The sequence below is a fragment of the Paenibacillus sp. KS1 genome (genome assembly GCF_001680695.1).
Lineage (GTDB): Bacteria > Bacillota > Bacilli > Paenibacillales > Paenibacillaceae > Paenibacillus_B > Paenibacillus_B suaedae.
The window spans coordinates 39,127-53,052 of record NZ_MAIS01000019.1; the positions used below are offsets into that span (position 1 = coordinate 39,127).

Sequence of the window (13,926 nt, forward strand, 5' to 3'; positions counted from 1 at the left end):
TATCGGCTAATTTCGTCCTAAATTTTAGTCAAAACTCCGAAGTTTGAATTGAGAACAGACAAAGAGAAGGGAAAGAACACTTACTGTGGTGCTCACGGAAGTAGAACTCTCAGAGGACTTTAGTTAAGAGGCACACCTTGAGGGCAATTATTGAGCACTTACAGATGATAAAAAAAAGATTTAACAGACCTACTTACAAGATACTTGTAGAGGTTCTTTTTGAGGTGTTTTTAAAAGGGAATAGCTAAGTAGTTGAATTGAATAGTTTCACACTTCAATGGTTTACTAAAGAAGTTCATAAACGATTCTATATGAGGTTGTTAAGAAATAGGAAAATTAACTCAATAGAAGGAAGGATTCTAATGGTCGATATAGAACCAGCAGCGCGACATAGAAGTACATATCATATTGAAATGCATATTTAGACACTATAGACGAGTATAAAAAAACCTCTGCCCCGAGTAATTCAGGACAAGCCTGATCCTACTCAAGAGCAAAGGTTCTGTTTACAACATACATTATAATTGCGTTCTTACTTCATCAAAGTCCCCATAAAAGACTTGTGGCTATCGTTATTTCGAACGTGATTCAGCGTGTACCTTCATGCGCAAGCGGTGCAGGATGTTCAGCATCGGCTTTCTTGTCTTACTTACGATACCAATCACTTCAGCTCCAAGCTGGAGCGATACGAGCAACACACAGATGACAACGAGTGTTACCCAGTTCGCATCATGCGATGCGGCTACGGATTGGATAACCGCCAGCAATCCGAAGAATGCAGCAATCCCGTAAATGATGAGCACTGTCTTGCGATGGCTGAAGCCCAGTTCGCGCAGGCAATGGTGCAAGTGACCTTTGTCTGGTGCGAAGATCGGCTTCTTCTGCAGCCAGCGGCGTATAATCGCGAAGAATGTATCGGACAGCGGCACACCAATAATAAGCAATGGTGTAATGAACGACATGATTGCAATCTGCTTGAAGCCCAGCATGGACAAGACAGCCAGGCTGAAGCCTAAGAACAAGGAACCGGAATCCCCCATAAAGATCTTAGCTGGGTGGAAGTTGAAGAACAGGAATCCAATAATACTTCCAAGCAAGATCGCACAGAGCAAGATGATTACCGGATTGCCCATAAAGATCGCCATGACAAGGATGGTAGCAATGGCAATAGCGGAAACACCAGCAGCCAGTCCGTCCAAGCCATCAATCAAATTAATTGCATTCGTCACACCAACGATCCAGAAGATCGTAAGCGGAATTGCAACCCATGTTTCAATAAATAAATATTTATCGCCAAACGGCACATTTACAAAGTCTACAGTTAAATCAAATCCGAATACCACGACACACGCAGCTACAATCTGACCAAGCAGTTTCGCTTTCGCGGACAACTCAACACGATCATCCAGTGCACCAATCAGTATTATGATGGAGCCTCCGGCAAGCAGTGCCTTCACAAGATTCGCATCTCGCGATGAACCAAGCAGTGTATCAGGGATAAATAACATAAGTCCAAGCAGCGTCAGTACGAACGCCGCAAAAATAGCCAAACCACCCATGCGGGGCATGATGCGCGTATGCACTTTCCGCGCATTCGGTACGTCAACCGCACCTACTTTGATCGCAAACTTCTTCACTAAAGGCGTTAATCCTGTGGCGAGCAGCAGAGCTGCCAGGCAGCCACCAATTGCGTATACGGTCATCATCGGTAGTTTCAACCCCCATTTATGTTACCGGATCGAATTATACTCCGTTCAAAATGGAAACACCAATGCCGGATTTATGTGAAAACTTACGAAAATGAAAGATTAAGCGTCATTTTACTGCACTTTTGTGGGCTTATCTTTATCCCGCATCACTTTCCAAGCAAATTTAGGCAATGCCATCATTCGCATGAAGCGTTTCGGTTCCTTGACTAAGCGATACAGCCATTCAATACGCAGCTTCTGTACCCACATTGGTGCCCGCTTGGCCTTGCCTGAAATAACATCAAAGCTTCCCCCAACACCCATCATAAAGGGAACTTGCAGCTGTTGGCGATATTTTGCAATCCAAGGATCTTGTGTGTCGGCTCCGCGAGCAACGAACAATAAGTCAGGATTCGCCGCACGAACTTGTGCAATAACCTCTTCATCTTCATCACTTTTGAAAAAGCCATCTCGGTATCCGACAATGGAGATGGACGGATACTGTTCTTGTAACCGTTCTGCTGCCGCTTGAACCACCTCTGGAGCTGCACCCAAGAGATACACCTTCCACTTGCGCGGTTCACCCATCTTCAGCAGCTCATGCAGCAGATCGAAGCCCGTTACTCGTTCAACGACAGGATCACCGAACTTATTAGCTGCCCAGACAATGCCTGTTCCATCTGGAACAACCAAGTCCGCCTGCTTCATGACGGCCATATTCTTATCATTCTCCAAGGCGGCCATCACCATGATGGGATTCGCTGTAATCACCTGAATGGAGCGCCCAGCGTCAATATGATCAACAAGAAGCTTTACGGTATCTTCCATAGTCAACTTGGAAAAGGGAATGCCGTAAATCGAAACCTTAGGTACATACTTTATTTCTAACATATCACAAACCACCTTACGCCTTATGACGCAGCCATTGCACAATTTGTTGCGCCGGCTGTTCTGCTTCTTGCTTCAATAAAGTTATTGCTTTTTGATGTTTCTCGCGCCAGCCATCTACATCATCGAGCAAGCAGCACATATGAGATGCAGCACGAGCAGCATCTAGCTTGGCTGTTGTGCCAATCGCCTCTTCCTGCAGTCGATGCAGGAATTGGTCGATCTTCGGATCATAAGAAATACCCGCAAGCGGCACCTCTTGGGAGGCCGCATAAATGAGAGAATGCAATCGCATTCCGACTAACACCCTGCATTGACTTACTTCCTGCAGCATGGACTGAGGATGCTCAAGCGGAGCGCATAAGCTCATCACTGTGCCAGCTTCAGAAGCAGCAGGTGATGGGCCGCCGCACAATCCATCTACTTCGGAAACCTCATCCTCAAGCTTCTTCATGACATAACGGGATGCCTCTTCATCACTTGCTCCATGGAACGGCAAAAACCGCAAATGGACTTTCCGCATCCGACTAAGCTGAAGCAGCATATCAGCGATCGCATCCATATCGGATCGATCTTGATTCCAGAATCGAAGGGAAACCCCAACATAGGGGCGGCCTGCCGCATCGAACCCTGTCCCATAATCGAGTGCGGGCTGCCCAGGCTTAGATGACGGCAACCGAAGACCCATTACTGGATCAGGTACAACATGGATCGCATCTTGCCCTACTCCCATTCGCATCAAGAGCTCTGCAGACTCCCGATCACGTACAGACACATAAGCAGCTCGGTTAAATACGTGACGAATGTACGGATAGAAAGACTGGCTGTTTACCGGACCAACTCCTTGCGAATAAATGAACGTCGGCTTACGGAACCACTGTGCCAGTTTCAGCACACCTAAGTAATAAGGAATCGTCTTCGAACTGGTCGCATCCTGCAGCAAGCTTCCGCCGCCGCTGATCAACCCATCGCTGCTACGAATCGCACCCAGCAAAGCTCCGGGCTTCATTCGATGCACTGCTTCTACCCCATACAACCGAGTCGTCGTCTCTGGATCACCAGACAATACGACAGGCTCGATTGCCATGCCAGCTTCTTCGCCAGCACGCTCCAAGGCGGTCAGTATCGACAACAGAACCGCCTCGTCACCACTATTATTGAATCCGTAATATCCGGACAGTACTATTCTTGTAGCTTTGGACGCCATGCATCCCAACACCTTTCAATGATAGTCCATACGAAAATGCCAATAATTCCGATAACCAGTCCAAGGCCAAGACCAAGGAGTGTACGAATTGTCGACATGATGATCGGCGTATGGATATGAGCGAACGTATCAACCATAGACAACTGGCCAATAACAGCGATGATGAACGCATATAGAGCTATCCGATAACGGTATGCTGCAAATGCCGCAATCAAGAACAACGGGTGCGCCATCAAGAACTCTTTATTTCGCGGACGAACACCCAACGTATTCTCAAGCAAGGAACGGAATGATTTCTCCAAGGAAGATACGTTTCCAGCGTTCCCCGTACGCGATAGGTAGTACATTCCAACTACGCCCGCGATGCCAGCAGCCACGACCATCAATACCGTAACCGGCATCTTAAGCCAACGATTGGCTTCCTTCACAACAGAATCTCCACGGTAGAGGAATATATACAATGCGGTAAGGCCAATCGGCAGGAAGTGCAGCAGACTGACTCCACGGAATTGAGTTATTACAAGGCTGTACGTAATGTTGTTAAGCAATGCAATCACGAACGGAATAGCCATCAGCGACAACACCGTCGTGCGCAAGAACAATCCAACCGATTTGCCAAAGCGAGCCTTGAAGCTTGTAACCGGAGGACTCATGTCCACTCTTCGAACAGCGAGCACCATCGCAATCGTTGGCGCACTTATCGCCACCCCAAGGGCAAGCACTTGCTCGAAGAAGGCTGGCTTCAATACGTACATTCCTGCGCTTCCAATCAAGCCCAGAACGAAGGCAGGAAGCATCACAGCCGGCACAAAATAAGAAAGCATCAGCGCGATTAATGCTACGCCGCCAATAACTACGATAATCTTCGCAATTTTCTGCCATGAAGCGTCAAATACCGTAAATGGTTCAGCTGTACCCATTGTAAATCCGTTTTTCTCAATCGATGCAATTGCATCTCCAGGCTCTTTCAGTGTGTGAATCAGATTATCAATGGAAGTCACAATCTCCGACTTCTTCATATCTTTTTTCACACCTGCGTTCAAATAAATCATCCGAATATTGCGATCCTTCGTAGCAAGCGAGAAGCGATCAGCTAATACATCGATTTCATTGAATGACTCCTGATCGTTAATCGAATGAAGTCGAACTACATTATATTTCGTCAAATAAGCAAGCTTGTTCATCCCCTGCTGCGGCTTCTTCAAGCCTTCAATGGCAGCAATACCGATGTTGTGCTTATTCAACAAATCAGCAAAGCCTGTCAAACTTTTTTTCTCTGCATCATCATTAAAGCCTTTAACTGCATCGCCATCAAAGAGGATCCGAGTTACGCCCAATGAATTGTAGTATTGCAGCAGCTCATCCATTTGCTCTTGATCATATTCCGAGCTGTCGGACAAACGCGGCATAATTGTATATCCTTTATCCACAAGCATCTGAATTGTGATTGGATCCTGTGGCATTGACTTCATTACTGCGGATTCAACCGGAGTTTCCAAGATCAATCCATTGTGGCCTTCATACTGCCACGTACGAACCTCTACACCCAAACGAAGGAAAGTCTTCTCAATCATAGGAGAAAGCTTCTGTTCGTTCTCAGATGACGTGAACAAAAGATATGTATAATTTTCATTCAGAGGCGGAAGCTTCTTCTGCAGCGCTGCTGCATCGCTAGAGTTGTAAATCAACAATCTTCGTGCGGACTTCATATCCGACAAATTGCTTTCGAACAACGCCATCGTGTGAACGCCTGCATCTTTTAAGCGTCCCAACTGCTCATCAATAAACTCATTTGGCTTGGGCATCAGCGCAGACATATCGACCAAATTACGATAATTGAATACAATTTCAACCTTATTCGCCGACTGTTCTGTCTGTACGCGCTGCACTGCTACAGGAATAGCAGCTACCAGTCCGACAATGACCACAAGCCATAGCCACTTTTTCATTTGTCGGTTCCATTTCTCTACCTGTTGAAACACTTGTTTCCCTCCTTAAGCCATTCCGAATACATCATCATGTGGAATATCACAATGCTTCTACCGTGCATCATTCGATGAGTTCCGAGTCCATTCGACACCGACGGCACACAGCTAATGTTCAGCTCCGGTTATCCATAGAATAACCGAACTCTCTGCATTCATTGCAAATGATTCCGCCTATGCTGTATTCTACTCGCGGTCCGACAATGCGAACATCAATTCACCTTCAGCAACGACCTTATCGCCAACCTTGGCTGTTGCCTGTCCCTTGCCGATCGTTCCCTTTAAGCGTGTGATATCTACTGTAAGTGTAAGCGTATCGCCAGGCACGACTTGCCCACGAAAACGGAAATTGTCGATTCCAGCAAAGAAAGCAAGTTTCCCCTGATTTTGCTCCAATTTCAAAATAGCTACTGCACCAACCTGTGCGAGCGCTTCAACAATGAGAACTCCCGGCATAACCGGATAACCAGGGAAGTGACCTGCAAAATGCGGCTCGTTCATCGTAACATTCTTAATTCCGACGGCACTCTTGCCTTCTTCTACTTCAAGAATACGGTCAACGAGCAGAAAAGGGTAACGGTGTGGAATAATTTCCTGAATTTGCTCAACTGTCAACATAAATACAAACTCCTCTCTTCCTCTGTCGTATAAGACGACAGCTATGCGTCAATACTAAGATCATCCTTCATGACTGCAGGCCTGAAGGTTGAGATAAGGGGCTTCCCGCAGCTTCGGCTGTTCGGGGAGCTCTCTTCTTAGAATCAGAATGCGCAACTTCCATGCAAGTCATTCTGTCTTAGCAAGACAAGTAAAGACAAGTAACTTGAACGTAAAACAAATGATGATTCATCATCAAGGTAAAAATAAGACATTTCTTCTGTTGTCCCACAAGAGACATACCTGCATCATACCCGATGCTCAGCTTCTGCCTCTTCCTTGCGATTGATTCGAATAAACAAGAGCGCATACATAAAGGATGTAAGGAATGAGAATACAATAACCACCCATAAGAGCTCAACTGCATAAGTCCATTGGAAGTAAACGAACAGGATCGCAATATAATAGAAGACTGTCGTCAATTTCCCCATCCAATTCGCAGGCACTGTCTTCTTTCCCTTGAAATGAAATAAAGCGGAACATGCAATCATCCCTGCATCTCGAATCAGCATCGCTACAGCTGCCATCCATGGCATATCTCCAGACCATAGCAAAGAAAACATGACGGTCAACATCATAAGCTTATCTGCCAATGGATCCAACATCATGCCGATATTCGTTACTAAATTATGTTTGCGCGCGATATACCCGTCCAGAATATCGGTCAGTCCAGCGAGCAACCAAACTCCGAATGCGGCGTACCGCTCACCTATGAAGAACAAAGCCACATATACGGGGATGAGAACGAATCGAATCATCGTCAACATATTCGGTAAATTCAACCTCAAAACCCCCAGTTCCCCCCATTTTCATTGTTCCTCCAACTCATTATACATGCCCGAAAACAAAAATGAAACTTTATCAAATCGTACAGCTCCCTATAGCCCTCAAGGGAGGAGCGATGACGGGCAAAGACCTTTCTACCATCACACAAGCAAAAAATCCCCACAAAGTGGGGACTCCGCTATCCGAACACAAGTTGGAACAAGTGTGTCCATGTATTTACATTCAGTGCATCTGTAAAAGAGCCCTTACCTAACACGACAAATCCAGCAACCATTCCGCCGAATGTGGCTAGTACGCATAACAGTGGGACAATGGCCAGTCGAAAAATCCACTTCCCTGCCTTCGAACGACGAACCGGCTTCTGCTGAGGTGGCTGAGGTTCTTCCTGCTCCACCTCAGACGCTGGTCTAGCAGCTTCCTTACCCTTGCGCAGACGCTGCTTGCGCCGCTCTTCGAATACTGGCTGCTGAGCAGGCTTGCCCACTACCGGCAATTCCTCATGAACGCCGGATTCGGCCTCCGTCTTCGTCTCCGCATCCTCTGGTTCCGAGCCGGAATGAGAGCGGTGCAGACGCGCTAACGATATATCCTGTTGCAGCGGCTCGTACTCATAATCGAGCAGCTTCTTGTCTTTCCCTTCTTGGTCACTCATTATCTCACCTGCTTCGTTTACGCGCGAAGGTTATTCGCAAGCCCCCACATCGCGTCTCCGGAAGTCAAGGCCCGAGCGGACATCTGATACGCTCGCTGCGCTTGAATCAAATCATTCATCTCGTCGATCAGCGATACATTCGATTGCTCAATCATGCCTTGCCGAACGTGAACCGCTTGGTTTTGTGTAAGATCAAGATCCTCCACAACAGCATTGCGGTTCGTATTTGGGGCCATTACGTAATAGTTGTTCTCTGTCTGAATAAGGAGTTCTGGGCTGATCGGCTTTACTACCTTCAGCGTAGCGATCGGATTTGGAACAATCGTCAAGCCGTTCTTCGTCGCGAATACTTGCCCCTTGTCATTAACCTGTATCTCTTGATCCAGTCCAATTCGGATCTCAGCGCCGTCTTTGTCCAGCACCTTATCCCCTTGAGCCGTCACAAGCACCTTTTCCTTCGTATTCGGATCAATCGTGTAATGAAAAGCGCCTTCTCGAATCCAAGCAGATTGACCATTGTCCAGTTCGAGCTCGAATAGCGCGTTGCCTTCCAACGCAAAATCCGTGCTTACACCTGTTTGCTTCAATGCCCCTTGCGTGAAGTCTCGACTTAATGCAGTCAAATAAGATCCATAGCCAAGCGTATATCCCATCGGGGTCGCTCTTCCTGGTTGGCGGTAATCTTTATCATGCTGTCTTACATTCGTAAGCACATCAGCGAATGTCGCTGACTTCCGCTTATAACCGTTCGTATTTAAGTTCGCCATATTGTCCGCGACGATATCCAGCTTGTGCTGAATGCCATTCATCGAAGAGGCTGCAGAAATCATAGACTGGTTCATATCGTTCCTCCTATTCTAAGCGCTTAGACGCGCCCTACCTCATTGACCGTCTTTTCCAGCGTCTTATCAAAGAATTGAACGACTTTCTGATTCGCCTCATAGGCACGGAAGGCCGTCATCATATCCGTCATCGATTGCGTAGGATCTACATTAGAACGCTCCAAATAGCCTTGCTGTACTTGAATTTGCTGCTGATCCCCAGCGGTCCACGCGACTGCCGCTGCTTGACCACCACCTGCCGCATCCAATCGGAAGCGGCCATTACCCGTTCTAATGAGTTGATTCGGATTGTCGATCCGGGAAATGAGCAGATCTGCCCCTGCAATCGCAGCGTTCGTACGCGCATCATACATCCGGCCTGTCCCATCCAGCTTGATATCATCTATCGACACATTTGCCGGCAATACAATTGGAGCTTGATTCCGGTTCAGCACAAGTGCTCCGTCTGCCGTCGTCAGCTCATGGCGGGCATTCAAGCGAAAATGACCATCACGCGTAAACCGCAACTCATTGCCTTCCCGAACCGTAAAGAATGCTTCCGGCTTATAAACAATATTGCCTTGCGCATCCCGTCCCTTGCCTGAAGCATCAAAGACCACGCCCGGGACACCCAAATCCGCCAACAGCGCAAAGTCGCCTGATTGATTCGTCTGCATCAGATCGCCTTGGCTGAACAGCATACGGCTCTCTTCCGCGAATACCCCAGTATTCAAGCGGCCAATGGTACGACCTGCCCCTTGATCTCCGCCCTGTAAGGACAGCATCATCTCAGGAAATGAACGCACTGCCCCCGTTACTGACTTGAATCCAGGTGTATTGATATTCGTTATATTGTTTGTAACCGTATCATGCCGCCGTTGTTGGGTCATCATGCCCGAGGCAGCTGTATATAAACCTCTAATCATGTCGTTTCCTCCCGATCTGTCAAAGCATATACAATGTATATCGGATTAAACGAATGATTTCTTAACGACCTTGTCCAAATTATCCAGCATGATTCCGGTACCTTTGACGACGCAGTGCATTGGATCCTCTGCAATAAGCACAGGAACCTTCAATTCGTCAGCCATCAGCTCGTCCAATCCGTCAAGAAGCGCCCCGCCGCCAGTCAAAATGACGCCGCGATCGATAATATCCGCCGACAATTCTGGCGGTGTCCGTTCCAATACCGACTTCGCAGCAGCGACAATCGAAGAAATTGGATCCCACAAAGCTTCTCGAACTTCATCGGATGTGATCGTTACGGTATATGGGAGGCCCGAAACCATGTCACGTCCGCGGATGTCCATTTCCCGCTGTCCACCTTCACGCACCGTCCCGATGTTAATCTTAATATCTTCAGACGTACGCTCTCCGATTAGCAACTTATACTTGGATTTTATATATTTCATGATGGAGCTGTCGAACTTGTCCCCAGCAATTTTAATAGAAGAGGCGGTAACGATGTCTCCCATGGACAATACCGCCACGTCCGTCGTTCCGCCGCCGATGTCGACGACCATGTTGCCGCTCGGTTGGAAGATATCCATTCCCGCGCCAATTGCCGCCGCCTTCGGTTCTTCTTCCAGGAATACATCTTTGGCACCGCTCTTCTCAGCCGCTTCGCGGATTGCCTTCTGTTCTACTGAAGTAATATTTGTCGGCGCGCAAATCAAGATGCGTGGGTGCGAGTACCATTTGCGACCGCCGACTCGTGAAATAAAGTGCTTCAGCATTGCTTCCGTAACTTCGAAGTCAGCGATGACTCCGTCTCTAAGCGGGCGGATGGGTACGATATTGCCCGGTGTCCGACCAACCATTCTGTGGGCTTCTTCACCCACGGCGAGGACTCGCTTTGAATCGCTTTCGATTGCTACAACCGAAGGCTCGTTCAATACGACCCCCTTCCCCTTGACATGGATGAGAACGTTTGCCGTTCCCAAGTCAATTCCAATATCCTTGCTAAGCATAAGTTCGAGAGCCTCCACATTCATTTTTCATGTCTAAATCGAGAAATTACGACCGTTTTCTGCAAAATAATTACTAATCGTTTACCATATCATACTTTCTCTGCTACGTTCAATGACAGATTGGAGGGCAGCTCACATTTTAAAAAGTTATTGGAATGGGGTGGTGGTTCAGGATTTACCCGCCGTCATCACCTCACGTTTTTTTGAAGTCGTCTTCTTATATTTGATCTTCGTTGCTTCTCCACCACGCAAGTGACGAACGGACTTATGGTATTCGAGAATGTGCTTCACCTGATCAGCCAGATCGGGGTTAATCTCAGGCAGCCGTTCGGTCAAATCTTTGTGCACCGTGCTTTTTGACACGCCGAACTCTTTAGCGATAGTACGAACCGTATGCTTCGTTTCGACGATGCAGCGGCCGATTTTGATGGTCCGTTCTTTGATGTAGTCGTGCACGTTCCCGCCTCCCTACTCGGTTTAATTGGTACATTATATGAGTGGGTCGCACACTTATGCGTTGTAACCGAGCCTGACAAACTTGGCTTAGCCGATATTTTTGCCAAGGCTCTCATCGGACAAGTCGAACAACAAGGCAATCCAAGCAAAGTTAAAACAGGAAAAAAAGCTTAGTCAAGCGGAATTCCGCTTCTTGGTAATCCGTGAATTCGATCAATCATCATTGGAGTGGCGAGAGCAAAAAAATATTAGAAAAAGTTCGTTTCAAATCCGCTATTCCTCCTACAAATAAAAAAACGGACGAATGCCCTTAAGACATTCGCCCGATGTTGTTACCATGTTTAACTGAATTAGTTTTTAACCAGAACCGTTGTCGGATTTACCGGCTTATTCTCATTGTACACCTCAAAGTGAACATGAACGCCCAGTTCCTTCTCCAATTCACTGCGACCTGCTGTAGCTAGCGCGTCGCCCTTCTTCACAGCATCGCCTTGCTTTACTTTCACATCAGCCAAGCTCTGATATACTGTCTTCATGCCATTGCCATGATCAACTTCGACAACAAATCCATTCGTCGCATGCTGTTCAGCACGTGTTACTTTACCGCTCATTGCAGCTACTACATCAAATGCCTGCTTGTCCTTACGCGCCAAGTCGATACCTACATTCGGCGTAAAGGTTTGCTTGTACTGCACCATTGCTGCCGCTTGCTCTTCCTTCGAAGCCTTCTCGTCATAGTACGGCATGACGACATCTACATCACCAGAATTCGCCACTGGCCAACCGAGTGTTTCGTTGGTTGCAACTACTTCGACTGCGTCTTCTTTGGTTCCAGCTGTTGTGCCTGCAGTTGATTCGCCTTGCTTGATTGTTTGCCCCGCTTGCGTCGCATCCTTGTTTGGGTCGAGCGGTTTGTGATTCAAGTCTTGATAGACCCAGACTAGAGTTAGGATAATTGCTGCTGCGGCCATGTACAAAGCGGGGAATACCCATTTCTTCGACAGCAGCTTTCTCCATGAGGATGTGTGAACCGCTTGAGCCCCTTGCATCGATTTGGAGGCTTCAGACGGATTTGCTGTGCTTGTCGTAGATGTATTCATCGTTGTTTTGTTTTTTGAGTTTTGATTTTGGTTTTGTTCACTCATTTGTGATCACCTCAGTAACCATTGTTACCGAGGCTAGTACTTTTATACGTAGAAATGCTAATTTTTAAGATATGAAGCTACCAATGCTTCTGCCAGAAGTCTAGCTCCTTATATAACAAGGGTTTCCCCTGCCTCTCTGCATAATTGATCTGCGTCTTGCTGAACTATCCTTTTAGTTTAGCCGATGCTAACTTCGAAGCTTTGTCCACCTTCACACCTTTATAATAGTACGTTACGATTTGTTCGGCAGTAGCCCCTTCCTTGGCCATTCCTTGCGCACCGTACTGGCTCATGCCAACACCATGCCCGAAACCGTACGTAGTAATGACTAGTTTTCCATCCACCATGCTCCAATCGAATGCACTCGATCGCAGCCCTAGCTTCTCTCGAATTTCGCGACCTGTGAACTGTTCTGTACCGACTTGAACTTGACCAACTCTCTTACCGGGGGTACGGGATAAGATCCGGAGCTGATTCCGAATGGCTTGCGCGGATCCGGACTTATTTGATGTCCCGCCACCGGATTGCAGCTTCAATGCTTGCGCGGATACACCTAGTTCTGATAGAAGCGTATCTACCTTATATGTAGTGCTCTCCGCAAATCGCGGCGCTACCCGTTCATCCCAAGGGCTTGCCACACTTTTCAAGTAAGCGACCGGGTTTCCCCAATAATCCTCGGCATTCTCGGTATATCCATTACTTGTGGAGAAAAATGCAGCCATAATCGGTTTGCCTTCATACGTAATGATCTGATCCTCTGTTTCCTCTACGGCCCGGCTCAGCTTCGCCGCCGCTTCCTTCGGCAGCCGCTCCATCTCCACGAGCGGCTTATAGGCTTGATGGGCGACGGTATCGGTTACGTCGGCCCCCTCAGGTGCGCCGCTTGTATCCTGCGCCAGCAGGCGGCGCATAATGTACGTACGGGCGGCCATCGCCTGCGCCTTGAGCGCTTCGAGCTCGAAGCTGCTCGGCATCTCTGCTGCGAGGACGCCGCGCACGTACTGCTCCAGCGCGACGCTCTCAACTTGGCGCGTGCCGCTCAGGTACACGCGCACCGTGGGCTGCGCCGCCGCTGTGCTGGGCGGCGGCGACACCTTCGGCGCTTGCGGCGCCGCGCGCTCGCTACGGGCGCTCGTGCTTACCCCCTGTTGGTGCTCTTGCACCAGCAGGAGCGGCACGAGCAGCGCGAGCGCAATAAGCGCGCCAGCCCATAGGGCGGTGTGCGCAAGCAGCGGCAGGGGGCGTCTTCGTAGGCCCCAGCGGCCCCTGCCGCCAAGGTGCAGGCGCGGCTTCAGCCAGCGTGCGAGCCGCCGCGCCTGCGCAGATAACATCGGTTGCGTTGCCATTGGTCTCACTCCTCTTTCTATTTTAACGATTCCTCTCACTTTCTTATCTAGCATTTCACGAAAAGAACAGAATCAATCCTCCTCTTTCTCTACCCTATGCTTTTTTAAGAGAAGACAGAACCCATACCCTCGTATCCCTTCCTGATTACGTGTAGAAGGTTTCTAGGTTCGATACGGATAACTACCAACTCGTCATCTACACATGCGAATACATTCGAAAAATCGTATACGTACCAGGACATCTTCATGCAAAACAGCACATACTCAAAACATCTGCACCCAAAATCATATACACGCAAAAAAGCCGCCTCTTTACGAGGCGGCT

At 48.1% G+C, this 13,926-nt stretch carries 13 protein-coding genes; all 13 read right to left on the minus strand.

Annotated features, from left to right (window positions below; all coding sequences use genetic code 11):
* Positions 1-572: 572 nt before the first annotated feature.
* Entirely contained in the window at positions 573-1,706 is a 1,134-nt protein-coding gene (locus BBG47_RS08720; protein WP_065291422.1) for an MraY family glycosyltransferase, read from the minus strand.
* Positions 1,707-1,820: 114 nt separating this feature from the next.
* Positions 1,821-2,579 carry a WecB/TagA/CpsF family glycosyltransferase gene (locus BBG47_RS08725; RefSeq protein ID WP_065291423.1) on the minus strand — a complete coding sequence of 253 codons (759 nt, stop codon included), beginning with the start codon at positions 2,577-2,579 and terminating at the stop codon, positions 1,821-1,823.
* A gap of 13 nt (positions 2,580-2,592) precedes the next feature.
* Positions 2,593-3,783, minus strand: coding sequence for a polysaccharide pyruvyl transferase CsaB (csaB, locus tag BBG47_RS08730; RefSeq protein ID WP_094183144.1), 1,191 nt, complete (start codon positions 3,781-3,783; stop codon positions 2,593-2,595).
* Positions 3,759-5,765, minus strand: a complete 2,007-nt coding sequence (locus BBG47_RS08735; protein WP_065291424.1) for a DUF5693 family protein — start codon at positions 5,763-5,765, stop codon at positions 3,759-3,761. The genes csaB and BBG47_RS08735 overlap by 25 nt, the downstream gene beginning before the upstream one ends.
* A 189-nt stretch (positions 5,766-5,954) precedes the next feature.
* Positions 5,955-6,386, minus strand: coding sequence for a 3-hydroxyacyl-ACP dehydratase FabZ (gene fabZ / locus BBG47_RS08740; RefSeq protein ID WP_065291425.1), 432 nt, complete (start codon positions 6,384-6,386; stop codon positions 5,955-5,957).
* 287 nt (positions 6,387-6,673) lie between these two features.
* On the minus strand, positions 6,674-7,207 hold the full coding sequence (locus BBG47_RS08745) for a CDP-alcohol phosphatidyltransferase family protein (protein WP_021257148.1): 534 nt from the start codon (positions 7,205-7,207) through the stop codon (positions 6,674-6,676).
* A 182-nt stretch (positions 7,208-7,389) separates the two neighbouring features.
* Positions 7,390-7,863 (minus strand): DNA-directed RNA polymerase subunit beta, encoded by a 474-nt coding sequence (locus tag BBG47_RS28905; protein ID WP_083189174.1) that lies wholly within the window; start codon positions 7,861-7,863, stop codon positions 7,390-7,392.
* 17 nt (positions 7,864-7,880) lie between these two features.
* Complete coding sequence (locus tag BBG47_RS08755) at positions 7,881-8,705, minus strand: flagellar hook-basal body protein (protein WP_065291426.1); 825 nt, start codon at positions 8,703-8,705, stop codon at positions 7,881-7,883.
* A 23-nt stretch (positions 8,706-8,728) separates the two neighbouring features.
* Positions 8,729-9,610 carry a flagellar hook-basal body protein gene (locus BBG47_RS08760; protein ID WP_065291427.1) on the minus strand — a complete coding sequence of 294 codons (882 nt, stop codon included), beginning with the start codon at positions 9,608-9,610 and terminating at the stop codon, positions 8,729-8,731.
* Between the two features lie 45 nt (positions 9,611-9,655).
* On the minus strand, positions 9,656-10,654 hold the full coding sequence (mreB, locus tag BBG47_RS08765) for a rod shape-determining protein (RefSeq protein WP_021257152.1): 999 nt from the start codon (positions 10,652-10,654) through the stop codon (positions 9,656-9,658).
* Between the two features lie 168 nt (positions 10,655-10,822).
* A complete protein-coding gene (gene spoIIID / locus BBG47_RS08770; protein WP_021257153.1) occupies positions 10,823-11,110 on the minus strand; it encodes a sporulation transcriptional regulator SpoIIID in 288 nt (95 codons plus the stop codon).
* 350 nt (positions 11,111-11,460) lie between these two features.
* Positions 11,461-12,255, minus strand: coding sequence for a M23 family metallopeptidase (locus BBG47_RS08775; RefSeq protein ID WP_065291428.1), 795 nt, complete (start codon positions 12,253-12,255; stop codon positions 11,461-11,463).
* Between the two features lie 164 nt (positions 12,256-12,419).
* On the minus strand, positions 12,420-13,601 hold the full coding sequence (spoIID, locus tag BBG47_RS08780) for a stage II sporulation protein D (protein WP_083189176.1): 1,182 nt from the start codon (positions 13,599-13,601) through the stop codon (positions 12,420-12,422).
* Positions 13,602-13,926: the final 325 nt, after the last annotated feature.

What these genes read in the sequence shown, in the direction of transcription:
- BBG47_RS08720 (WP_065291422.1), bottom strand. Translation starts at nt 1,706, where the DNA reads ATGATGACCGTATACGCAATTGGTGGCTGCCTGGCAGCTCTGCTGCTC.
- BBG47_RS08725 (WP_065291423.1), bottom strand. Translation starts at nt 2,579, where the DNA reads ATGTTAGAAATAAAGTATGTACCTAAGGTTTCGATTTACGGCATTCCC.
- csaB (WP_094183144.1), bottom strand. Translation starts at nt 3,783, where the DNA reads ATGGCGTCCAAAGCTACAAGAATAGTACTGTCCGGATATTACGGATTC.
- fabZ (WP_065291425.1), bottom strand. Translation starts at nt 6,386, where the DNA reads ATGTTGACAGTTGAGCAAATTCAGGAAATTATTCCACACCGTTACCCT.
- BBG47_RS28905 (WP_083189174.1), bottom strand. Translation starts at nt 7,863, where the DNA reads ATGAGTGACCAAGAAGGGAAAGACAAGAAGCTGCTCGATTATGAGTAC.
- BBG47_RS08755 (WP_065291426.1), bottom strand. Translation starts at nt 8,705, where the DNA reads ATGAACCAGTCTATGATTTCTGCAGCCTCTTCGATGAATGGCATTCAG.
- BBG47_RS08760 (WP_065291427.1), bottom strand. Translation starts at nt 9,610, where the DNA reads ATGATTAGAGGTTTATATACAGCTGCCTCGGGCATGATGACCCAACAA.
- mreB (WP_021257152.1), bottom strand. Translation starts at nt 10,654, where the DNA reads ATGCTTAGCAAGGATATTGGAATTGACTTGGGAACGGCAAACGTTCTC.
- BBG47_RS08775 (WP_065291428.1), bottom strand. Translation starts at nt 12,255, where the DNA reads ATGAGTGAACAAAACCAAAATCAAAACTCAAAAAACAAAACAACGATG.
- spoIID (WP_083189176.1), bottom strand. Translation starts at nt 13,601, where the DNA reads ATGGCAACGCAACCGATGTTATCTGCGCAGGCGCGGCGGCTCGCACGC.